This is a genomic window from Streptomyces telluris, from assembly GCF_024519335.1.
Lineage (GTDB): Bacteria > Actinomycetota > Actinomycetes > Streptomycetales > Streptomycetaceae > Streptomyces > Streptomyces telluris.
The window spans coordinates 151,532-173,799 of record NZ_JANIID010000015.1 but is presented as its reverse complement, the minus strand read 5'-3'; the positions used below and the strand labels follow the sequence as shown (position 1 = coordinate 173,799).

Below are 22,268 nucleotides of genomic sequence, written 5' to 3'. Positions count from 1 at the left end.
ACCGGAAGTCCGCACCGCAGTCGATCACCAGGGCCCCGTCGCCGAGCTCGGCGGCGACGGCCGCGGACTGCCCGTGCGGCAGGGCGAGGAAGACGACGTCGTGCCCGGCGAGGACTTGGGGGGTGGTTTCCTCGAAGTCCCTTCCGGCCAGCGGGGCGAGGTGGGGCTGCACCTCCCCCACGGGCCGGCCGGCGTTGGAGGCGGCCGTCACCGCGCCGATCTCGACGCCGGGATGCCCCAGCAGCAGCCGCAGCAACTCACCGCCTGCGTATCCACTCGCGCCCGCCACAGCTGTGCGCACCATGTTCCGTCCTTGCGTCGTTCATTGCCAGGGCAGGACGGAGCAGCACAGGTGCACACACATCCGCCTGCCGAAGAAAGGCCGAGCCGGCATCGGATTCCTCGCAGCACTACCACCGCCGTGCAGGGCAAGGCGGTCTCGAGGAGTGCAGGACGACACCCGAAGCGGGACTTAGCTTAGGCTAACCTAACCTGCATCGGGCAAGTGATCGACTTCGTTCTCCGGAAAGATCACATCGGCGGGGTCGCGCAGTGTCGGAGCCGCACCCTGCGTCACACCTCAGTCGCACCGAGAGGTGGCGCAGAGCTGCCACTGCGCGGGCCACCGCCCGCCGGGTATCCCGTCATCGGGAGCCACTTCGGTGATCTGCCAGTAGCGGTCGCGGTTCCACTCACGGGCCGTCACCTTCAGCCGCTGGTCAGGCAGTTCGGTGACGGTGTCGGGCTGTCCGAGACCCACGCCCGTCTCGGGCACCTTGCCCATGGCCGCCGCCGGGCGCCAGACGCCGTCGGCACCCGGCTGGGTGCGCGACTCCATGGAGCGATCCGGCTTGTCCGAGGACGCCATGGCTATGAGCGTGCCGTCCGACCTTTTGAAGAGCGTCAGGAAGCCGTGGTACGGGGAGGGCTGGAGGCCGAAGTTCTCCGGGGTGGACCACTGCCCGCCCGCCGGCCCCTGCACGGAGTGGCAGAAGCCTCCGTGGTCGAGCCAGAACACCTCCAGCCCGCCCGTCGCGTTCTCGACGGCGGTCACGAAGCTCGCCTTGGGGCCGACCATGCCCGCGCTGACCCGCTCCCAGGCTCCGTAGGGGCCCCCGGGCGCCGACTGCCCGCGGTGCCACACGAACGGCAGGCCTTGCGTGGCGGTGGAGTCGTAGAACACCTGGAACTGATCGACGCGGCCGTCGGCGCGGGGAACGGAGAGCGGGCCGGTGGACGTGCCGGTGGCGTTGCCCTGCGCACCGAGGTCCATGCTGCAGCCGCCCGCCACCGCGGCGGCGGTCTGCGCCGCGGGTGCCGCGGGCGCGGCGGCCAGAGCCCCTGCGCAGGCGACGGCGAGCGCGACAGCAGCACGAGTGACACTCCGGAAGGCTCTCCCCATGAGCGAACACGTACCCCACGCAGGCCACTTCACACATGCGTTCGCATTCCGCTCACCCTGCACGGGAGCACCACGCCGCGGATACGCCCCCGCTACGGCCCGGGCGCCGGGCCGGACAGAACCGGCCTTGTCACGACCGGCCGCCCGCCGGCCCGCACCGCCGGGCGGAACGCGACGTCACCACAGCTGCGGACACCGCAGCCGGGCGCCCTCCGGTCCGCCGTACCCGGGGCCGCGCCCGCCGGGCAGAATCCGATTCCGGGAACGAACACCGCCGCGCCCGGACATGACAACGGCACGTGCGTCCGCACGGACTACGAGGAACGGGGGCCGGACGTCGACACGCCGTCCGCCGCGGCGCCTGCGCACGCGGCGCCAGGGCCGTCATGAAGTCCTGAACGAAGCCTGGGCGCCGGGCCTACCACGCCCCGCAAGGAAGTGGAACCGCCTCCTCGGCCCGTTGTGCGCCGGTGCGCGACCGTCGGCCGGAAGGCGCCCTTCCCGCTTTCCCGTCCGCCGGCAGCCGGTGGCGGAGATGCACGGCGCGCACCGACCCTGGCCAGTGCGCGCGCTCCCGGCCCGTACGGAGGCGCGGATTCAGTCCCGGCAGAGGAATGCGCCGGTCCGGGCAGGGGCGCGGCGGCCACGGCCACCCGCCCGGCCCGGCGGCCCCGTACGCCGAAGCCACAACTCCCTCACCCCGCAAGAGCCGCTTCGCGCCACCCGGCGGTCGGCCCGGCCCTCCCGGCGGACCCGCCCACTCGGCCGGAAACTGCACTATCCGGCCCGCCACGGCCCGATGAGACTCGACCGGCGTAAGCACCGGGCCCCAACCCGGTTCACACCCGATCCGATCGATCCCGGTCAAGCCGGGTCATGTTCTGATCACGTGAGGAGTGTGTCGATGTACGCAAAGCTCACCGAGCTCGGCAGTCGCCTGCTCGGGAAGTTCGTGCCCGAGATCGATGCCGCGGCGGCCGAGCTCCTGGCCTGCCGCAACTACCCCGCCTGCTGGCAGTGCAGCGGCAAGTGCGGCTACAACGCACCCTGCTGGGCCTGCTGCAACTCCAACGGCTGCCCGACGATCGTCTGTCAGTGCTGACGACCGCCGGCACTGCACCGAGAACAGCAAGGAGACCAGTGCCGGGAACGGCGCTGAGAACGGCATTCTCCTGCCGACCGGTTGAAAGAGCCGGCCGGCGATGACGAACCGCCCCGACCGGGAACGCCACGACGACAGCCGGAGGAGGAACACCAGGTGGGCTATCTGGCGATCGGAATCCACTGTCTGATCGGCGTGGTCTTCTTCGCCTCGTCCCTCGGCAAGTCAGCGGGGCGAAAAGCGTTCGACCGGTTCGTGGTCTCGGTGGAGGGCATGCGGATCATGCCCTCACGCCGGGCCCGGTCGGTGGCCCGGGCCGTGGTGGCCGCCGAGTGCGCGGTGTGCGTGAGCCTCGCCGTGCCGGTGACGGCCGCCACGGTGGCGGGACTGGTGACCGCGGCGGGGCTGCTGACGGTCTTCACGGCCGCCATCGCGGTCTCCGTACGGCGGGGAGTGCGCACGCCCTGCCGGTGTTTCGGCGCCTCGGCGAGCCCGCTGGGGCCGGGACACATCGTGCGCAACCTCGCCCTCACGGCCGCGGCGGTCACCGGCGCGGCGGCCGTCGCCGCGCCCGGGGCGACCGCCCCGGGCGGCACCGCCGTAGCGGTGCTCGGCGGCCTGCTCCTGGGCGGGCTGGTCGCCGCGCTCGACGACATCCTCGATCTGTTCCGGCCCGTCGGCGGGGCCCCGGGCCCCGCCCCGCGGCCGGTGGTTGCGGCTGACTCCCGGCCGATTCCGAACCGGTCCCGGCCCGGCTCCCGACCGGCTCCGAGCCGGCTCCGGACCGACTCCAAGTGATCCCAGAGGAGACGACTTCCATGCCCGTCCTGATCGCGGCGGTGGTCCTGGTGGGACTGCTCTGTACGCTGGACCTGATCCTCACCCTGGGGGTGATCAAGCGGCTGCGGGACCACACCGCGATGCTGTCCAAGATGGCCGACGGCAACGCGCCCGGCAGACCGCCCGTCATCAAGGTCGGCGAAGAGGTGGGCGAGTTCCGGGCCGTCTCCGTCGACGGCGAGGTGCTGACCCGCGAGTCGCTGTCGGGCGACACCCTGGTGGCGTTCTTCTCCCCCAGCTGCGGCCCGTGCCACGAGATGCTGCCGAAGTTCGCGCAGTACGCGCGGACGGTGCCCGGCGGCCGCAAGCAGGTGCTGGCCGTGGTGGTCGGCACGCCCGAGCGGGCCAAGGGGCAGGTCGCCGAGCTGAGCCCGGTCGCCCGCGTCGTGGTGCAGGGCAGCGAGCCCGTCCTGACCGACGCCTTCCAGATCATGGGGTTCCCGACGTTGCTCGAGGTCGCCTCGGACGGCGCAGGCAGGCCCGTGATCGCGCGCAACAACGTGAACCTGGATTCCCCCGTCGTCGCCGCATGAACGGGCAGGACCACGGCCGGCGGCGGGCGGCACCCGGGCCGGGCCCGGGCTCCGCACCCGGCCCGGGCCCTGGGCCGGGCCCCGTACCCTCCCCCGGGGCACCGGCCGGCCCGGGCACCGGCCCTGCCGGCGCCGCCGGCCCGCCGCCCGCGCCCTCCGGCGGCCTCCCGGCCACCGCCCGGCGGATCGCCGCGGCCGCCGCCCTGGTGGCGAGCGCGGCTCCCGCGGCCCTCGCCTGCTACCTGGTGCTGACGCTGATGGCGGGCGCCCTCCCCGTGGTCACCGCCTGGCTGACCAAGCTGATGCTCGACGGGCTGGGCTCGGACGCCTCCCTCGGCAGGCTGGTGGGCCTGGGCGCGGGGCTCGCCGCGGCCGGGACGGTCATCGCGGTGGTGCCGCAGATCAGTCAGTACCTGAGGCGCGAGCTCGACCGCAGGGTCGGACTGGTCGCCGACGACCGGCTGTTCACGGCCGTGGAGGGCTTCGCCGGCCTGGGGCGCTTCGAGGACCCGCGCTTCCTGGACCGGCTGCGGCTCGCGCAGAGCTCCGGCGGCGGCACGCCCAACCAGGCCGTCGACGGGGCCGTCGGCATCGCCCGCAGCACCCTCACCATCGGCGGGTTCCTGGGCTCCCTCTCCCTGCTGAGCCCGTGGATGACCGCCCTGGTGCTGGGTGCCGCTGTGCCCACGCTGGTGTCCGAGGTCGCCATGGCGCGGCGCAAGGCGCGCACGCTGTGGGACGTCGGCCCGGTCGAGCGCCGGCAGATGTTCTACAGCGAGCTGCTGTCGAGCGTCGAAGCGGCCAAGGAGATACGGCTCTTCGGCATCGGCGCGTTCCTGCGGGGGCGGATGCTGGCCGACCGGCGTACGGCCGACGCCGCCAAGCGCGCGGTGGACCGGCGGGAGGCCGTCGTCCAGTCCGGGCTGGGGCTGCTGGCCGCGCTCGTCTCCGGCGGCGGACTGCTGTGGGCGGTGGCCGCCGCGCACGCCGGCACCCTGTCGGCGGGCGACGTCGTCATGTTCGTGGCCGCGGTGGCGGGCATCCAGGGCGCGCTGGCCACCCTGGCGAGCGAAGTGGCCCGTTCGCACCAGGCCTTGCTGATGTTCGACCACTACCTCGTGGTCGCGGGGGCCGGCCCGGACCTGCCCGTGCCCCGGCAGCCGGTCGCGCTGCCGCCGCTGACCCACGGCATCGAGCTGCGCGATGTGTGGTTCCGGTACTCCGAGGAGCACCCGTGGGTGCTGCAAGGCGCCAGTCTGCGGCTGCGCCAGGGCGAGGTGCTGGCCCTCGTCGGGCTCAACGGCGCCGGCAAGTCCACGCTGGTGAAGCTGCTGTGCCGGTTCTACGATCCCGAGCGCGGCGCGATCCTGTGGGACGGCGTGGACATCCGCACGGTCGACGTGGCGGAGCTGCGGCGGCGCATCGGCGCGGTCTTCCAGGACTACATGCACTACGACATGACGGCGGCGGAGAACATCGCCCTCGGCGACCTCGCGGCGCTCGGCGACCGCCCGCGGATCGAGGCGGCCGCGGAGCGCGCCGGCATCCACGCCAAGCTCGCCGGCCTGCCGTACGGGTACGACACGCTGCTGTCGCGGAGGTTCTTCATGGAGTCCGACAAGGACAACCCGGAGACGGGTGTGGTCCTTTCCGGCGGCCAGCGGCAGCGGCTCGCGCTCGCGCGCGCGTTCCTGCGGGACCAGCGCGACCTGATGATCCTCGACGAGCCGTCGGCGGGGCTCGACGCCGAGGCGGAGCACGAGATCCACACGGCGCTGCGGCGGCACCGCGGCGAGCGGACCAGCCTCCTCATCTCCCACCGCCTGGGCGCGGTGCGCGACGCCGACGTCATCGCCGTCCTGGAGGACGGCCGCGTCGTGGAGCAGGGCCCGCACGCCGAGCTGATCGGCTCCGGCGGCCGCTACGCGCGCCTGTTCGCCCTCCAGGCCGCCGGCTACCGGGCCGATGCCGACGGCGGCACCGGCGCTGACGCCGACGGCGCCGGGAGCGAGCCCGCGTTCACCGGGGAGCCCCGGTGAGGGCCGGGCCCGTGCTGTCGGGGCGGCTGCGCGGTGCGGCCGCGGTCGCGGCGGGCGCGGCGCTGGGCGCGGCGCTGGGTGCAGCCGTGTGCCTGACGCGCGGCCTGGTCGTGGTCACCGTCCGCGGCACGAGCATGGCGCCGGCCTTCCGGGACGGCGACCGCGTCCTGGTCCGGCGCGGCCCGCGGCCGGCCGTGGGCCGGGTCGTGGTGGCCGAGCGGCCGGCGGGCGGCGGCACATGGCCCCGGCCTCCGGTGGGCGCCGGGGCGGGCGCGGCCGGCGTGCACGGCCGCGACTGGCTGATCAAACGCGTGGCCGCGCTCCCCGGCGACCTCGTCCCGCTCGACTGCGTCCCCGCCCTGGCCACGGCGCCCGAGCAGCGCGTGCCGCCGGGCAAGGTGATCCTCCTCGGCGACAACGGCAGGGTGAGCTTCGACTCGCGGGAGGTCGGCTACTTCCCGCTGGAGCGCGTCCTGGGAACGGTGCTGCGCCGGCGGTGACGGGACGACGACAGGAGGCCGGTCTGCCGTGTTTCCGGAGGCCGGTCTGCCGTGTTTCCCCGGGAGTTGACAGTGTGCGCCGACCGCACGACAGTGCGGAAGAGCGACGGGGGAACGGTATGGCCGAGGGCGACGACGGCGCACCGATGCGCTGGGACAGCGAGGCTCGCCGGGGCGCGGGCGGTTGGGTACCGGCATCCGGGGGTTCCGGCCGGGCCGGGGGCACGGCGAACGGCGGCGGTCCTGTGCCGCCGGGTGCCCGCGGGTCCTCCGCGTCACGGAGGTTCGTCCTGCTGGCCGCCGTCGGGGCGGTGACCTCGGCGGTGGTCGCCCTGGTCGTGGTCAAGGCCTTCTTCCCGGGCTCGCCGGCCGGCCAGGAGTCCTCGCCCGGCCGCCCGTCGGCCTCGTCGGCGGCGCAGAGCGCGATGCAGAGTGCGGCGCAGCCGGAGGGCCCGCAGTCCTCATCGCCCTCATCGGAACCGTACGCAACGGGACGGGCCCCGGCCGCGGCCCTGGATGCCCTGCTGACGAAGAGCGCGGCGGACCGCGAGAAGGTCACCGACGCGGTCAACGCCGTCGAATCGTGTGCCTCCGGTGCGGCCGTCGCAGCGGCGCGATCCGATCTGAACGCGGCGGCTGTCCGGCGCGACGGGCTGGTCGAGGACCTGTCCCGGATCGCCGTGGAGGAGATCGGGGGCGGGCGCGCCGCGGCGGAGGAGCTGCGGACCGCCTGGCGGCGCTCGGCGGAGGCCGACCGCGCGTTCGCCCGGTGGGCGCACGACGCCGCGGGCTGCTCCCCCGGCCGCGTCCCCCACGGCTCCGACTACGACCGCGGGGTGGCGAGCAGCGGCCTCGCGACGCAGGCCAAACAGGAGTTCCTGCGGAGGTGGGCGCCGATCGCCGTCCGGTACGGGCTGCCGGTGCGCGACCACATCCGTATCTGACGGTCCGACCGGCCCCTCTGCGTCCGCCCCTTGCCCTCCCTCACTGTCCGCCCTGACGGAAGGTTCTTCCGACGATGAGCCAGCAGGATCCCCAGAGCCCGCTCCGCCAGCTCATCGAGGCGCAAGCGGGCAGCCGTCCCGGGCATGCCACCGCCTATCTGCGCGGCGCGGCCCACCTCGACCGTGACTTCCGCGACGCGGTGATCGCGGAGCTCGCCGAGAACCCCTACCGCGTCCCTCCGCCCGCCTACGGGGTGGACCTCGCGGCCGTGCTCAAGGAGTGCTTCGTGGCACGGCGCCGGGCCACGCTCCGCGGGGCGCTGATGATCGCCGTGCCGGTGCTGCTGCTCCCGGTCGACGCGGCGGGCGTGTTCCTGTGCGTCGGCCTGGTGCTGGTCGTGGGCCTCTTCCGGCTCGCGGCCCGCGCGATGGCGGGGGCCACGGAGCGCGGCGCCGGCGCGGCCGGGCGCGACCGGTCCGGCCCGGTCGCCCGCCTGCTGACCGGGCTCATCGTGCTGGCGGTCGTCGCGTTCCTCGGCGTCCGGCTCCTGAGCGGGATCGGCCCTGTGCTGGAGGACGTCGTGCGGCCCCATCTCCCGGCCGTGCTCCTGGTCTACGCCCTCTGGACGCTGATCGCGGCCGTGGACGCGTACCTCCGGACGTCCCTGCTGCACCTCCTGGCCACCGGCCGGGCCCCGGAACACCCCGACGGGCAGGGTTCCGCGGCGGCCCGCGTCGCCCAGCTGCGGCGCCAGCAGGCCGACCCCGACGTCATCTACAGCGACTACGCGCCCTTCGTGGGGGCGGGGGTCGAGGTGGACTCCTGGTCCTTCGCGATCGAGCTGATCCCCCGGAGGAACGCGACCGTGCCCACGCTCCGCTTCGCGCAGCCCGGGGCCGCGCCCGCGGGCCCCGGTGCGGCGCCGGACGCCGCCGGTTTCACCGTCCCCGCGGTGCACGCGCGCATCCGGGCCGAACTCCTGCGGCTCGGCGCGGGCGGGGACTACCCGGGCGACCGGCTGCACGGCATCCACGTGGACGACTACGTGATGAAGGGCGGTCTGAGACTGGGCCCGGCCGCGGACTGGAGCGGCACCGGGCCCGGCACGGCGTTCGCGCGCATGGCGCCGTTCGCCCGGCGCGCGGCCGCCGAACGGCTGCGGCTCGCGCCGGGCGTGCCGGCTCCCCCGACGTGGTGGCCGGACAGCCTGGACCTGGCCGCCGAGGAACGGCTGCGGCACTACCTGACGACCCGGGTGGGCAGCTGGGAGGACGAGGTCGTCCTCACCGTCTTCAGCCGAGTGCAGCTGCAGGGCGGTCTGCTGTTCCTGGAGTCCCGGGCCTTCCTGCTGCCGCCGATCGCCCGCACGTACCACGGGATCGACAAGGTGATGCCACCGTCCGACGTCTCGGACTGGCTCTCCCTGGTGGGCGACGCACTGGTGGCCGCCTTCCGGCTCGCCGGGGACGCCCCGCGCGACCTCGTCGCCGTCCCGCGGACGGCCGTGCGCACCGCGCGGAGCCGGGCCTGGTACGGGCGGATGTGCCGCACCGACCGCGTGGTCGACCACGGGCCCCGGTACTCGGTCCGGGAGCTGGCCGCGGAGCCCGAATACCAGCAGCTGTTCCAGGAGATGGACGCCCAGCGGTTCCTCAAGAGCATCAAGACCCGCACGCTGACGGCCGTGCGCGGCAGCCTGCGGGACGCGGGGTACCGCACGGACGAGTACGACGCGCGCGCCAACGTCGTCTTCGATCGCTCGGTGCACGTGCACGGAACGGTCACCGGGAACGTCCAGACGGGTGACGGCGCGAACGCCACGCACCAGACCGTCACCACACCCCAGCCGCACGTCGGTCCGAGCCCCGGCGGCGCTTCTTCAGGGAGTTGACGCGATGACCTCCACTCAGCGGGACGGCAACGGGGACGCGCCCCGGGAGCACCCGCGCGGCATCGTCATCCACGGCACCTTCAGCGGCAACGCGCAGACCGGCGACCACACCCGGGCGGAGTACGTCCACCATGCGGCGGGGTCCGGTGGCCGGGACGCGGAGCCGGCCGAGGTACGGGAGCTGCGGCAGGCCGTGGAGGCCCTGCGCGCCCAGCTCGCGTCCCTGCCCGCCGGCAGCGCGCCCCTGCCGTCACCCGCGCTGCACGCGGCGCGGTCCGCACTGGACGAGGTGGACGACGCGCTGCCGCTGCCGGCGACGGACGAACCGGCGCGGGGCCGGATCCAGCGGGCGGTGTACGCGGTGAGCGGGGCCCTGGCTTCGGCGGCGTCGCTGGCAGAGGCGGTCAGAGCGCTGCGGGAGGCGGCGGCTCCGTGGTTCTGAAGCCTCGGCCACCCCATAGCCCTCGACGTCAAGTCCAGGGTTAGACATACCCTTCGGGGATGGTCGCACCGATGACCACAGTCAGCTCGGCGAGGAGCGCCTGCCCGGACCTGTCAGGACTTCGGGGCGCGGTATCCCGCAGCGCAGCAGGACCGCCGGGTGGCCCCAGGCCGCGGTGAACTGCGAGACGGGACGGGGTGTTCCCCGCTCCAGCCCGGCCAGGGTGGTGGGCAGCTCCGCGTGCAGCGCGCGGCAATGAGCGGCCTGCTGCCCCGTGGGCCTGGGCACGGCGCGGGCCGCGGCGCCGCTCGTGGACGACGATCCCGCGGCGACGAGCAGCGCCGCCGCGACGACGGGCAGACCGCGTAACCCTCGGCTCCAAGAATGCCGCACCGCGCGCTCCTCCGTGTGCACAAGTACGCATAAGCGCGTACAAGCGAGACCAATGAGGTGGGATCACACGGAAGTGGAACCAACCGCACCACCAGTGGCGTATTGACTGTCGACCAGGCCGTGCAAGTCACGCCATGCAGGACACAAGGAGAATACGATCTTGAAGAGCATAGGTGCACAGCCCTCCCGCCGCACGGTTCTCTCCCTCGGTGCCGGCACGGCGCTCGCCGCCGCCATGGCCACGGGCGGGACGGCCTACGCATCGACGCCCGCCGGGGACCGGATCTCCCGTCAGCTGCGCGCGCTGGAGCGCGAGCACTCCGCGCGCCTCGGGGTGTTCGCCCGCAACATGGTCACCGGCAAGACCGTCGTCCACCGCCCCGACGAGCGCTTCCCCATGTGCTCGACGTTCAAGACGCTCGCCGTCGCGGCGGTCCTGCGGGACCTCGACCACGACGGCACGTTCCTCGCCAAGCGCATCCACTACACCGCCGAGTACGCCAAGGCCTCCGGCTACGACAAGATCACCGGCGAGGCGAAGAACGTCGCCAACGGCATGACCGTCGAGGAGCTCTGCGGCGCCGCCATCTCGTACAGCGACAACGCCGCGGCGAACCTCCTGCTCACCGAGCTGGGAGGCCCGACCGCCGTCACCCGCTTCTGCCGCTCGGTCGGCGACGGCACCACCCGGCTCGACCGGTGGGAGCCGGACCTGAACTCGGCGGAGCCGGACCGGATCACCGACACCACGACCCCTCGTGCCATCGGCCGGACCTACGCGCAGCTCGTCCTCGGCAACGCCCTGGACGCGGCGGACCGCAAGCGGCTGACCGGATGGCTGCTCGCCAACACCACCAGTGACCAGAAGTTCCGCGCCGGCTTCAAGGGCTGGACCGTCGCGGACAAGACCGGCTCCGGGAGCTACGGCACCAGCAACGACGTGGGCGTCGTCCGGACCCCGGAGAAGGCGCCGGTCGTCGTCTCCGTCCTGACGACCAAGCACGAGCCCAAGGCGGCGGGGGACGACGCGCTCGTCCGCAAGGCCGCCGAGCTCCTGGCGTCCGTCCTCGCCTGACGCCCGGCCGGATGGTCCCGCACCCGCCTCAGGGCTGCGGGACGACCGCCACCGGGCACGGGGCGTGGTGCAGGGCCGCATGGGCCACATGGCCGATCCGCTGGGGGACGTGCGGCCCGGAGGCGTGCCGCCCGACGACCAGGAGGGCGGCGCGTCCGCAGGCGGAGAGCAGTACCTGGGCCGCGCTCCCCAGTTCGACGTGCTCGACGACCGGGACCTGCGGGTGGCGTTCGCGCCACGGCTGGAGGGCGTCGGCCAGCCGCTTCCTCTCCAGCGGTTCGAGGCCGCCGGCCTCGTCGGCCAGCCGCATGGACGCCGGGCTCCAGGCGAACACCGGGGGAATCGACCAGGCGCGAACGGCGCGCAGGCTCGCGCCCCTCGCGGCCGCCGCCGCGAAGGCGAACTCCAGGACGGCCCCGGCCTCCTCCTCCGCCCCGGGCACACCCACCACGACCTCGTCCGCATCGGAAACGGGAGCGGCGACCGCCTCTCCGGGCCCGGCCACCGGCTCCCCGCGGTCGCCGTCCGGGCCGCCCTGGCTGCGCACGAGCACGACCGGCCCCCGGGCCTGCCGCAGCACGTGCAGGGCGATGGACCCGATCAGATAGCCGATCAGCGCCCCGTGCCCGCGCGAGCCGAGCACGAGCATGTCGGCCTCGGTCGCCTCCGCGACCAGGGCGGGGACCGGGTCGGCGGGCAGGAGCCGGGCCGTCACCGGCACCCCGGGGGACCGGGCGGTCACCCGGGCCCGGGCCTCGCGCAGCAGCGTCTCGGCCCAGCGCTGCTGCACCTCGGTGTCCGCGGTGACGGGCAGGTCCAGCGGCTGCCACACCCAGGCGTGGACGAGGCGCAGCTCCATGCCCCGGCGCTCCGCCTCGGCGGCGGCCCAGTCCGCGGCGGCTTTGCCGTGCTCGCTTCCGTCCACGCCAACGGTGATCACGCCGGACACAGGGCCTCCATGGGGCGGGTGACGGTTTCTCCTTGTGGCCACTGTCCGGCCTGTCCGCCACTGTGGCAGGGACCGGAGGCCGCGGCCACACGGACGAGTGACTCCGTCCGGACAGCACGGCCCTGTGCGGATCCCTGCACGTCAGTTGTGCGGGACGACCGCGACGGGGGCGGCGGCGTGGTGCAGCACGGCGTGCGTGACGGGGCCGAGGCGCGCGCCGATGACCGAGCGGCGCGGGCGGCGGCCCACGACCACCAGGCAGGCGGTGGCGGAGGCCTCGGTCAGGTGCTCGCCGGGACGGCCCACCACGCACTGCTCGTCGACCGGGACACCGGGGTACTTGCCGCACCAGGGCCGCAGTGCGTCGGTGAGTGCCGCCGACTCGCGCGTGGCCAGGCCGGCGATGTGCCCCGGGTCGACCGCGGCCGGGTCGTAGCCGAACAGGGGCGGCAGGCTCCAGCCGTGCACGACCCGCAGGCGGGCACCGCGGGCCGCGGCCGCCTCGAAGGCGTAGGCGAACAGCTCGTCACACGGACGGGCGAGGTCCACGCCGAGGACCACGTCGCCGTGCGCTTCCTCGTCGCCCGCCTCCTCGCCGTACCCCTCCCGGCCGTGCACCTCCTGCTCTTGCCCTGCCCGCTCCCCCGCCCGTACGAGCACGACCGGCCGCTCGGCGCGGGCGAGGACCGACATCGACACCGACCCCGTCAGGAAGCCGCTCAGGGCGCCGAGCCCCCGGGAGCCGAGCACCAGCACCTCGGCATCCTTCGCGGCGGACACGAGCCGCTCGACGGGCCTCCCCTCCAGCTGCTCCGTGCGGATCTCCAGGCCGGGGTGGTCCCCGCCCAGCTGCCCGGACACCTCCGTGAGGAGGGAGCCCGCCCAGCTCGCGGGGTCGAACTCCACTCCGCTCAGCGCCGCGAGGCCGTAGGTGGGCGACCAGTCCTCCAGCGCGTGCAGCAGCGTCAGCGGCAGCCCGCGCAGCCGGGCCTCGCGTGCGGCCCACTCGGCGGCGGCGAGCGATTCGGGCGAGCCGTCCAGTCCGGCGATGACGGTACGGGGCATGGCGTGCTTCCTCCGGGTGAGTACGGGATCGGCCGGCGCCGGCGTCGTGCTGTCCGCGGCGCGTACCCACCCTCTCTCCGCGCGCCCCGCCTCCGCGCGGGCCCAACGGTCCCCGGACGTCCGGCCGAACGGCCCCGCCGCCGCTGCACGCACCGGTGGCCCGCCCGGGTTCCGTGCACCGGATCCGGGCGGGCCACCGTCGTCCGCGGCCGCGGCCTGCTGAGGGGCAGGGTCAGATCGTCACGCAGATGCCGTCCTCGATGCTGCGGCCGTCACGCTCCAGCCCGCCGCACACGAGCTTCGACTGCGCCTGCTCGTAGCCCACTTCCCACCGGTGGGATGCCGCGTTGACCTTCGGCGAGTGGAAGTTGCCCCAGTAGGACCGCAGCGTCCCGGGCAGGCCGTCCTTGGTCCGCACCGTGATGTCCTGGACGAAGCGGTTGTGATGTGCCGTCATCACACAGATGTACTTGCCGCACTGGCTGTGCACCGCCGCGTTCGCGGGCGTCGCCGCGACGAACCCGAAGGCCAGGGCGGCGAACACGGTCGCAATCTTCCTCATCACTTCCCCTTGCCGAAGTCACCGCACGCTCCTGTGCGGTTGATCGGCTTCAGTAGACCGGGCGCCCGGCAGGCAGGTCCCCTTTCAGGGGAGATTTCGCCTGATCAGGTGGACCTGCCCGGCTTCGTCAGCGAGCACGTGGCCCTGGCCGTCCTGTTCGCGTCGCTCTCCGAGCGTGCGGTGAGGGTGACGGTGCCCTTCCGGTCGGCGCCCGAGCCGGCCGTGACGGCGACGTCGACGGGCACCGAGGAGCCGGAGACCGCCGTGGTCAGGCGGTTGGGGAGCCAGGCGGACCAGCCGCGCCCGGAGGCGGTGGCGGACAGCCGGTAGACGTCGGAGGACAGCGTGGGATCGCTCTGCGGGGCGGCCTTGCCGGTGTTGGCGAGGGCGAAGGTGCACACGGCCCGTCCCTTGGCCGGGTCGCTCTTGACCGTGCCGCGGCCGAGCGCGAGCCCGCGGGCCTGCGGCCCCGAGCCGTCGAGGGACTTGACGCCGATGTCGTAGGAGAGCACGCCGGTGGCGTCGCGCCGCACGTTCAGGACGTAGAAGTGCAGCCGGTTGGCCTCGTCGACGTACTCGTAGGAGCTGCCGGAGTCGGCGCCCGCGTGGAAGAGCGCGTCGCTGAGCTGCCGGTAGTCCCCGATGGTGATCTTCTGCGGGGTGCCGTCGGGGCGGGTGAAGTCCAGCAGCCCGATGTCCTCGGGGTGCGCGTCGACGACCCAGGCGAACGGGGCCCGGTCCGCGTTCTTGGTCTTGCTGAGCAGGACGCCGCTGTCCGGGGTGAAGGAGTCCATGCCCATGCGGTCGACGACCTCGACGGTGTAGTTGTCGTAGCCGCCGCCGTCGCACAGGGGGTCGGTGGTGCGGTCGCAGGCCGGGGACAGGTCGCGGCCCATGGTGATGTTGACGCCGGTGAGGCCCTTCTCGCCGGGCGGGGCCGAGCGTGCGGTGACGCGGGCGACGACGAGCCCGGAGTCCTTGAGGGCGTCGCGGTCCAGGCGCAGGACGTTCTTCTCGTCGACGATGCCGAGCTTCATCTTGTCCCGCAGGACGTGCTGGGCGCCCATGGAGCCACCGGCGGTGGCGGGTATCTGCCAGCGGGTGTGCGGCCCGCCGGGGCCGTTGAACGAACCGCGGGAGAGCATGCCCCAGATGCCGGTGTAGGCGCGGCTGAGCGGGGTCCCGTAGGGGTTGTTGTAGTTGTCGCCGATGCCCAGGATGTGGCTGAGTTCATGGGCGAACGTGGCCATGCCGGAGCTCTCGGCCTGCGTGGAGGAGCCGTTCGCCGCGTTGGGCCAGATGCGGGCGGCCGCCTGCCAGGACGTCCAGGGCACGTAGCGGGTCCTGGCGGAGTTGAGGCCGGAGGCGATGGGCGACGGCGGCCCCCAGGCGGCCGGCACGTCCCGTTCGGAGCGGAACTTCATCTGCCCGAACTCCTGCCAGGCGGAGGACTCGTCCACGCCGGCGGTGAGGTAGAAGACGAAGTCGAACTCGCCGGCCTTGTCGGCGCCCACCTCGTCGGTCCAGGCCCGTTTGCCGTCGGCGCGGATGTCCTTGCCGCAGGTGTCGCCCACGGGGCACGCGCCGGGATTCATGCCGGGCTCGATGCCGTACTGGTAGGACTTCCACGGCATGCGGTACACGCCGAAGGAGGTCAGCGCGACGCCCATGCGGCCGCCGGAGTCCTCCATCCAGTACTCGTTGATGGTGTGGCCGTGGTTGAGCGCACCGGGCTTGTTGAGGAAGTCCTCGTAGAACTTCGGGACCTGCGCCCGGGGGATGCCGGACGCGGCGGGCAGCGGGTTGCCGAACCGCGCGGCGCCGGCCGGCTTGCTGACGGAGAACTCCTCGTCGGGGTAGTCCAGGAGGACCAGGGCCCCCTTGAACTTGCGCTGCGTGGGCTTGCGGTCGGGGTCGGCCCAGTTCGTGCCGGGGACCGACCGGTACTCGGCCCAGGTCATGTCGTCGGGGTTGCGCCAGTGCTGCGGATCGATCGGCTGGACGAGGGGGTGCGGCTTGCTGGACCGGGCATCGGGCGTCGCCCGGGCGGGGCCCGCGGCGACGGCGGCCACGACGCCGAGGAGGAGGGCGACGACGCTGAGTCGGCGCAGTCGACGGACGCGTCTGCGGCGCAGGAACACGGCTCACCTCTTGAGTTGGCAAGTTCATGACAAGCGCTCATGGCAAGCACTGTTCCGAATGTGCCCACCGGGGCCACGGTAGAGCCGGGGGCAGCAGCGACGCCAGAGTGCCTACGGGTTCCTCGTGGCGGCTCCGCGTACGGCCCGGGCCGCGCGGGCGGCGGCCGCACCCGCCGCGACGCCCGGCCGCTCCCTCACCTCGGCCGGGCCACCGCGCCGACGACGGCCGCGAGCACGGTCACCGGCGCCCCACGGGTCTACGGCACCACGACCCGGTAGGCGCAGAGCCCGAGTACGCCGAGCACGCAGGCGATCACCACCCAGGAGCCCAGGCCGGTGTGGCGGCGGCTCCCGCGGCCGGAGCGGGCCTTCGCGGGGCGGCGGCCCTTCGCCCTGCCCGGCTCCGGGGGTGCGGATGCGGGTGCGGGGGCGGCGGCGGTGTCGGCGAGGAGGCGGCGGCAGGTGGCGGCGAGTTCGCCCGTGCCCGCCGAAAGCGCCACGACCGCCTCCGAGCGCGCCGGGGCGGTGGTGCCGCCGTCCAGGATGCGGCCCGCGCGGACGAGTATCTCGTCGGCGCCGGCCGCGGGGGCGAGGCTGATCCAGCGCTGGACGTGCTCGCCCCGGATCACCACCTCACCGGACCGGTCGCGGTAGACGATGTACTCCCGCCACAGCAGACCGGCCAGCTCTTCCGCGGTCTCTCTCAGTCTCGCCCGCACGTGGTACCCCCCACGGCTCAGGGACCACGGCACGGCGCGGCCCACCCAATCGAACAAACGCCGCATTCTAGCTGCGGGGACTGACACCGGCCGCTCCCCGGCCGGAGGCTCCCCCCGGGCCCCTCACGGGTCCTGGCGGGGCGTCAGCGCTTGGGCCAGTGCCACAGCGGCTCGTCGAGCAGGCTCTCGCGGCCCGCGACGTCCGTCTGGCCGTGGGCGTCCTTGACCAGGGCGATCGAGTTGACGTCCAGCCGCTGGCGCCGGGCACCGGCGCGAAGGGCGTCGGCAAGCTCCGGGGCGTGGGTGACGACCACGATCTGGGTGTCCCGGGTCGCGGTGAGGATCAGGTCGGCCAGCGGGGCCAGCAGGTCGGGGTGGAGGCTGGACTCCGGCTCGTTGAGGACGAGCAGCGCGGGCGGGCGCGGGGTGAGCAGCGCCGCCGTCCAGAGCAGATAGCGCAGGGTGCCGTCGGAGAGCTCGGCCGCGCCGAGCGGGCGCAGCAGGCCGCGCTGGTGCAGCTTGAGCTCGAACCGGCCGCCCTCGCTGACGATCTCCACCCTGCTGCCGGGGAACGCCGCGTCCACTGCGGCGTCCAGGGCCTCGTGGTCGCCGATCTCGCGGATGGTCTGCAGGGCGGCCGCCACGTCCGATCCGTCGTGGCCGAGCACCGGGGTGCGGGTGCCGATCCGGGCGTTGCGGGCGGGGGCGTGCGCGTCGGTGCGCACGTGGTCGTAGAACCGCCAGGAGCGCATGTGCTCGCGCAGCCGCAGCAGGTCGGGGGCGAGCTGCGGGTCGGCGAGCTCGCTGAGCATGCTGTCGTAGGGGCGGACGGCGGTCACCGAGTCGTGCCAGCTGCCGTCGGCCGTGCGGGTGCGCACGGCGGGCCCGGAGCGGTCGGAGAGCAGTGCGGCCGGGCGCAGCACGGGGCCTGCCCAGGTGCACTCCCGCTTGATCTCGGGGTCCAGGTTGAACATGGACGGCGCGCCCGTGCTGCCGGAGGTCGGTATCGGGTGCCCGAAGTCGACGGCGTAGCCGAATTCGTCCCCGGCGAACCCGAGCCGGAGGCTGGCGGCCGGGGAGCGCCCGCTGCCCTTCCGCTCCCCCGCCCACAGCGTCGAGGCGAGCCCGCCCTCGCGCGCCAGTGCCGCGACCGCACCCCCGCGCGCCGAGTCGGCGAGCAGCCGCAGGGCCCGGTAGAGGCTGGACTTCCCGGTGGCGTTCGCCCCGGTGATCACGTTGAGCCGGTCCAGGGGGACGATCAGCCGGCGCAGGGACCGGTAGTTCTCGACGGCGACAGTGGTGAGCATGGGACCTCTCGGCGCTTCGCGGTGGATCTTCCGTTCAGTGTGCCAAGGGGGTCTGACACCGCCCTGGAGCCGCGCCCCTGCGCCCCCTGCTACAACCCCCTGAGCTGCCCTTCGTAGAAGACCAGCGGCCGGCCGCCCTCCCGGTACCCGGCCTCCTCGACCCGGCCCACGACGAGCACGTGGTCTCCCCCGTCGTACGCGGCCCACGGCGTGCAGGCGAGGGTCGCGAGCGTACCCGCGAGGCGGGGTGCGAGGCCGTCGGGCGTGCGGGGCGCCCACCGGGGCGGTGCCGCGGCCCGCCGGCCCGCGAAGTGCTCGGCGAGGTCCTTCTGGTCCTCGCCGAGCACGTTCACCGTGAACGGCCTGCCCTCGGGCCCGCCGGCGAGGTACCGGCCGGCCTTGCTGCGGCGGTGGAGGGAGACCAGCACCAGCGCGGGGTCGAGCGAGACCGCCGTGAAGGCGTTGACGGTGGCCCCGTGCGGGGCGCCGTCGACGTCGCACGTCACCACCGTGACGCCGGTGGCGAAGTGCCCCAGGCAGGTCCGCAGCAGCCGTTCGTCGGTGAGCACCGGTCCGTCACCTTCCCCCGCGGCCGGCCGGCAGGTCGAACCAGAGGTGGACCTGGCCGGTCCCGATCCCGTTCTCGTACGCGCCGAACCGGCGGCCGCGCGCCGCGCACGCCTCGCCGCCCAGCGCGCCCGCCAGCATCAGGTAGTGGCCGAACCGCGCCTCGGGCGCGTACCGCAGGTATTCCGGCATGGTCCGGATCACCTGGTCGTGCCGGCCCGCCTCCAGCCACGCGATGCGCTGTTCGTCCGCCGCCCGTGCCTCGGCGGTGACGATGTTGGCGGGGTCCCCGGCCATGCGGTTGCGCAGCTCGGCCAGTGGCCAGAAGCGGTGGGAGAGGCCGCCCGAGGCGAGCAGCAGCACCTTGCGGTCGAGGCCGCGGACGGCCTCCCCCACGATCCGGCCGATGTTCAGGAAGTCCTCGGTGGTCGCCGTCTGGCAGACGGAGACGGACACCCAGGGTCTGCCGCCCGCCGTGCCCGCGCCGGCGCCCTGTCCGAGGTACGTCCAGAGGTTGAGCGTCGCGTAGTGGATCGGCAGGTGCGGGTCGTCGTTGGCGGCGATCCACACCTTCCGCTCCTCCGCCAGCGCGGCGACCGCGTGGGCCAGTTCCGGGTCGCCGGGGAGGTCGTACGGGAGCCGGCTGATCGCGCCCGGCATCTCGTCGGAGGTGAACAGGCCGGTACGGCGCGGGTGGGCGGTGATGACGGCTTCGGTGGTCGTCGCCCAGTGGGAGTCGAAGACCACCACGGTGTCGTACTCCGGCGGGTGTCCCGCCGGGTCGGTCAGCTCGCGCCGGAGCTGCTCCAGGCCGGTCGCGAGGGTGAAGTCGCGGCCGCCGTTGGCCTCGATGCGGGCGGGCTCGGGGAACATGATGACGGGTGCGTGCGAGAGCAGGCCCGCACCGGCGATGTCGCCCATGGGCGGTCTCCTTTACGGGACGAGGAGGAGCTTTCCGGAGGTGCGGCGGGAGGCCAGGTCGGTGTGTGCCCGGTGCGCCTCGGCGAGGGGGTAGGTGCCCGCGACGGTGAACGTCAGCGTGCCGTCGGCGATGCCCCGGAACACCTCGCCGGCCCGCCGTTCGAACTCCTCGACGGTGGCCCGGAAGTGCTCCAGGTAGGGCCGGGTCAGGGTCAGTGAGCCGCCCCACAGCAGCCGCATCACGTCGACCGGCGGCACGGCGCCGCTGGCGCCCCCGAAGAGGACCAGGGTGCCGCGGGTGCGCAGCGAGGCCAGGCTCGCGTCGAAGGTGGCGGCGCCGACGCCGTCGTAGACCGCGTGCACGCCCTCCCCGCCGGTGAGCGCGCGGACCTCGGCGGCCAGGTCGTCGGTCTCGGTGTAGCGGAGGACCTCGTCGGCGCCGTTGGCGCGGGCGGTGCGTTCCTTCTCCTCCGTGGACACGGTGCCGATGACGCGGACGCCGCGCCGCTTGAGCATCTGGGTGAGCAGCAGGCCGACGCCGCCGGCGGCGGCGTGGACGAGGACCGTCTCGCCCTCCCGGGCCGGGTAGGAGTCGTGGGCGAGGAAGTGGGCGGTCATGCCGTGGACGAGCACGCCGCCGGCCGTGCGCAGGTCGATGGCGTCGGGGACGACGATGGCCTTGTCCTCGGGTACGAGGACGTGTTCGGCGTAGCTGCCGAGCACGGTCGTCCAGGCGACGCGGTCGCCGGGGGCGAAGCGGGTGACGCCGGGGCCGACGGCGCGGACGGTGCCGGAGCCCTCTTCGCCGGGCACGCAGGGGACGGGCAGCGGGTAGCGGCCCTCGCGCCGGTAGAGGTCGATGAAGTTGACTCCGGCCGCGGCGAGTTCGACGAGGATCTGTCCTTCGCCGGGCTGCCCGGGGTCGGGCTTCTCCACGTAGAGCTGGACTTCGGGTCCGCCGGTCTCGCGGATCTCGATCGCGTGCATCAGTGCGTTCCCTTCACATCGGTCAGTTCGACGTCGTACGTGCGCAGCCAGTCGTCCATGCGGACCGTGGATTCCACGAGGATCCGTTCGAACTCGGACAGGCTGCCGGTGGTCGTCCTGGCGGTCATCCGCCGTACCGCGTCGCCGTCGAGGAACGGGCTGAGCGGCGCGTCCGCGTCGCCCGCCGCGGCGGCGAGCCCGGTGATGAGGGAGCGGTCGTAGGCGGGGTCCTGGATGGACGGGTAGGCGGCCTTCTTGCGGCGCAGCACGGACTGCGGAAGGAGGTCGGAGGCGGCTTCCCGCAGCAGTGCCTTCTCCTGGCCGTTGAAGGTCTTCATCTCCCAGGGGACGTTGAAGACGTACTCGACGAGGCGGTGGTCGCAGAACGGCACCCGCCCTTCCAGGCCGCTGGCCATGCCCATGCGGTCCTTCTTGTCGAGGAGGATGGGCAGCCAGCGGGTCAGGGTCAGGTGGCCCAGTTCGCGGGTGCGCCGGTCCTGGGCGCTCTCGCCGTCGAGGACGGGGACCTCGGCGAGCGCCGTGCGGTAGAGGTCGGCCTCGTACTCCGCCAGGTCGATCCCGTCGACGAACCAGGGGTGGAACAGCGACCGCGGGTCGAGGCCGCGGTGGGCGCCCAGCTTGAGCCAGGGGAAGGTCTCGGCCTTCCGCGCCTCGGGGTCGGAGAACCACAGGTAGCCGCCGAAGACCTCGTCCGCGCCCTCTCCGGAGAGCGCCACCGTGGCGTGCTGCCGGACGGCGGCGAAGAGCAGGTACAGGGAGACGTCGAGGTCGGCGAAGTTGAACGGCAGGTCCCAGGCGCCGAGGACGGTGCGGCGGACGGCCGGGTCGAGCAGGCGGGTGCGGTCGAGGACGATCGCGTGGTGGTCGCTGCCGACGTGCCGGGCGACTTCGAGGGCGTACGGCCCGTCGGGGGTGGGGCGGATGGCGTCGGCCCGGAAGTTCTCGGTGTGGCCGGTGAAGTCGACGGAGAAGGTGGACAGGCGGTCGCCGTCGGCAGCGCGCGCCCGGGCCGCGAGGGCGGTGACGGTGCTGGAGTCGAGCCCTCCGGACAGCAGGGAGACCAGGGGCACGTCCGCGACCATCTGCCGGGGGACGATGTCGTCGAGCAGTTCGCGGACGGTGGCCACGGTGGTGGGCAGGTCGTCGGTGTGCGGGCGGGCCTCCAGGGCCCAGTAGCGCTCCTCGGTGATGCCGTCGCGGCCGGCCCGCAGCAGGTGGCCGGGCTTCAGCTCGCGCATGCCGCGGAAGGGCACGCGTCCGGGGGTGCGCAGGAACAGCAGCGCGTCGCACAGCTCCTCCGCTCCGGCGGTGGCGTCGGCGAGGGGGTTGGCGAGGACGGCCTTGGGCTCGGAGCCGAAGAGCAGGCCGTCGGCCGTGGGGTGGTAGAAGAGCGGCTTGACGCCCAGCCGGTCCCGTACGAGGAGCAGCTCCTCGCGGGCGGTGTCCCAGATGGCGATGGAGTACATGCCGTTGAGGCGGCGGGCGAAGTCCGTGCCCCACTGCAGGTAGGCGCGCAGGGCCACTTCCGTGTCGCTGCGGGTGGTGAACCGGTGTCCGAGGAGGACGAGTTCCTCGCGCAGCTCGCGGAAGTTGTAGATCTCGCCGCCGTAGGAGATGACGGCGCGGGGCCGGTCGCCGCCGGGGCCGGGCTCCGGGGTGCGCATGGGCTGCGTGCCGTGCTCCAGGTCGATGACGGCGAGCCGCCGGTGTCCCAGGGCGGCGTGGGTGTCCAGCCACACGCCGCGGGCGTCCGGCCCGCGCGGGGCCAGGGTGTCGGTCATGGCGTCCACGGTCCGCCGTTCGGCCGTGAGGTCGCGCCCGAAGGCGACCCAGCCGGTGATGCCGCACATGGTGGTGCTCCGTTCTC

Annotated in this window: 21 protein-coding genes and 1 pseudogene; 9 read left to right on the top strand and 13 right to left on the bottom strand. The window is 73.9% G+C overall.

Going from position 1 to position 22,268, the window contains the following annotated elements:
• Both NQU55_RS18335 and NQU55_RS18330 read right to left on the bottom strand, forming a co-directional pair.
• Positions 1–304 (bottom strand): annotated as a pseudogene (locus tag NQU55_RS18335) (N-acetyl-gamma-glutamyl-phosphate reductase); the annotation flags it as partial.
• Positions 305–580: 276 nt separating this feature from the next.
• The gene (locus NQU55_RS18330; RefSeq protein WP_168096655.1) at positions 581–1,402 is read right to left on the bottom strand and encodes a PLL family lectin; all 822 of its coding nucleotides are present in this window, start codon (positions 1,400–1,402) and stop codon (positions 581–583) included.
• A gap of 904 nt (positions 1,403–2,306) precedes the next feature.
• Here NQU55_RS18330 and NQU55_RS18325 point away from each other — a divergent pair.
• The 8 genes from NQU55_RS18325 to NQU55_RS18290 all read left to right on the top strand — a co-directional run bounded on the left by NQU55_RS18325 (position 2,307) and on the right by NQU55_RS18290 (position 9,694).
• The gene (locus NQU55_RS18325) at positions 2,307–2,504 is read left to right on the top strand and encodes a hypothetical protein (protein WP_058043136.1); all 198 of its coding nucleotides are present in this window, start codon (positions 2,307–2,309) and stop codon (positions 2,502–2,504) included.
• Between the two features lie 156 nt (positions 2,505–2,660).
• The gene (locus NQU55_RS18320) at positions 2,661–3,302 is read left to right on the top strand and encodes a MauE/DoxX family redox-associated membrane protein (protein WP_168096654.1); all 642 of its coding nucleotides are present in this window, start codon (positions 2,661–2,663) and stop codon (positions 3,300–3,302) included.
• Between the two features lie 20 nt (positions 3,303–3,322).
• Positions 3,323–3,877 carry a TlpA family protein disulfide reductase gene (locus NQU55_RS18315; RefSeq protein WP_256790848.1) on the top strand — a complete coding sequence of 185 codons (555 nt, stop codon included), beginning with the start codon at positions 3,323–3,325 and terminating at the stop codon, positions 3,875–3,877.
• Positions 3,874–5,916 (top strand): ABC transporter ATP-binding protein, encoded by a 2,043-nt coding sequence (locus NQU55_RS18310; RefSeq protein WP_168091078.1) that lies wholly within the window; start codon positions 3,874–3,876, stop codon positions 5,914–5,916. The genes NQU55_RS18315 and NQU55_RS18310 overlap by 4 nt, the downstream gene beginning before the upstream one ends.
• Positions 5,913–6,416 carry a S26 family signal peptidase gene (locus NQU55_RS18305; RefSeq protein ID WP_168091079.1) on the top strand — a complete coding sequence of 168 codons (504 nt, stop codon included), beginning with the start codon at positions 5,913–5,915 and terminating at the stop codon, positions 6,414–6,416. The genes NQU55_RS18310 and NQU55_RS18305 overlap by 4 nt, the downstream gene beginning before the upstream one ends.
• A gap of 311 nt (positions 6,417–6,727) precedes the next feature.
• On the top strand, positions 6,728–7,360 hold the full coding sequence (locus tag NQU55_RS18300; protein WP_256790847.1) for a hypothetical protein: 633 nt from the start codon (positions 6,728–6,730) through the stop codon (positions 7,358–7,360).
• Between the two features lie 74 nt (positions 7,361–7,434).
• Positions 7,435–9,252: an AbeC-like domain-containing protein gene (locus NQU55_RS18295; protein WP_168091081.1), complete on the top strand. Its 1,818-nt coding sequence runs from the start codon at positions 7,435–7,437 to the stop codon at positions 9,250–9,252.
• Positions 9,253–9,256: 4 nt separating this feature from the next.
• Positions 9,257–9,694, top strand: a complete 438-nt coding sequence (locus tag NQU55_RS18290; RefSeq protein WP_168091082.1) for a DUF5955 family protein — start codon at positions 9,257–9,259, stop codon at positions 9,692–9,694.
• A gap of 81 nt (positions 9,695–9,775) precedes the next feature.
• On the opposite strand, the gene NQU55_RS18285 is transcribed toward NQU55_RS18290, so the two are convergent.
• Complete coding sequence (locus NQU55_RS18285; protein WP_256790846.1) at positions 9,776–10,087, bottom strand: DUF3515 family protein; 312 nt, start codon at positions 10,085–10,087, stop codon at positions 9,776–9,778.
• A gap of 235 nt (positions 10,088–10,322) precedes the next feature.
• On the opposite strand from NQU55_RS18285, the gene bla reads away from it, so the two are divergent.
• A complete protein-coding gene (gene bla, locus NQU55_RS18280) occupies positions 10,323–11,162 on the top strand; it encodes a class A beta-lactamase (protein ID WP_168091106.1) in 840 nt (279 codons plus the stop codon).
• 28 nt (positions 11,163–11,190) lie between these two features.
• On the opposite strand, the gene NQU55_RS18275 is transcribed toward bla, so the two are convergent.
• From NQU55_RS18275 to asnB, 10 genes are all read right to left on the bottom strand, one after another.
• A complete protein-coding gene (locus NQU55_RS18275) occupies positions 11,191–12,111 on the bottom strand; it encodes a universal stress protein (RefSeq protein WP_168091083.1) in 921 nt (306 codons plus the stop codon).
• Positions 12,112–12,252: 141 nt separating this feature from the next.
• Positions 12,253–13,176, bottom strand: a complete 924-nt coding sequence (locus NQU55_RS18270; protein WP_168091084.1) for a universal stress protein — start codon at positions 13,174–13,176, stop codon at positions 12,253–12,255.
• A gap of 232 nt (positions 13,177–13,408) precedes the next feature.
• Entirely contained in the window at positions 13,409–13,738 is a 330-nt protein-coding gene (locus NQU55_RS18265; RefSeq protein ID WP_168091085.1) for a hypothetical protein, read from the bottom strand.
• A gap of 104 nt (positions 13,739–13,842) precedes the next feature.
• A complete protein-coding gene (locus NQU55_RS18260; protein ID WP_256790845.1) occupies positions 13,843–15,879 on the bottom strand; it encodes a M6 family metalloprotease domain-containing protein in 2,037 nt (678 codons plus the stop codon).
• Between the two features lie 257 nt (positions 15,880–16,136).
• Positions 16,137–16,556, bottom strand: coding sequence for a hypothetical protein (locus tag NQU55_RS18255; RefSeq protein ID WP_206329235.1), 420 nt, complete (start codon positions 16,554–16,556; stop codon positions 16,137–16,139).
• A 185-nt stretch (positions 16,557–16,741) separates the two neighbouring features.
• The gene (locus NQU55_RS18250; RefSeq protein ID WP_168092487.1) at positions 16,742–17,905 is read right to left on the bottom strand and encodes an AAA family ATPase; all 1,164 of its coding nucleotides are present in this window, start codon (positions 17,903–17,905) and stop codon (positions 16,742–16,744) included.
• A gap of 89 nt (positions 17,906–17,994) precedes the next feature.
• On the bottom strand, positions 17,995–18,474 hold the full coding sequence (locus NQU55_RS18245) for a flavin reductase family protein (protein WP_168092488.1): 480 nt from the start codon (positions 18,472–18,474) through the stop codon (positions 17,995–17,997).
• Between the two features lie 7 nt (positions 18,475–18,481).
• Entirely contained in the window at positions 18,482–19,393 is a 912-nt protein-coding gene (locus NQU55_RS18240; RefSeq protein ID WP_168092489.1) for a DODA-type extradiol aromatic ring-opening family dioxygenase, read from the bottom strand.
• 12 nt (positions 19,394–19,405) lie between these two features.
• Complete coding sequence (locus tag NQU55_RS18235; protein WP_168092490.1) at positions 19,406–20,380, bottom strand: quinone oxidoreductase family protein; 975 nt, start codon at positions 20,378–20,380, stop codon at positions 19,406–19,408.
• The gene (gene asnB / locus NQU55_RS18230) at positions 20,380–22,251 is read right to left on the bottom strand and encodes an asparagine synthase (glutamine-hydrolyzing) (protein ID WP_168092491.1); all 1,872 of its coding nucleotides are present in this window, start codon (positions 22,249–22,251) and stop codon (positions 20,380–20,382) included. Before asnB ends, NQU55_RS18235 begins: the two co-directional genes overlap by 1 nt.
• Between the last annotated feature and the right edge of the window lie 17 nt (positions 22,252–22,268).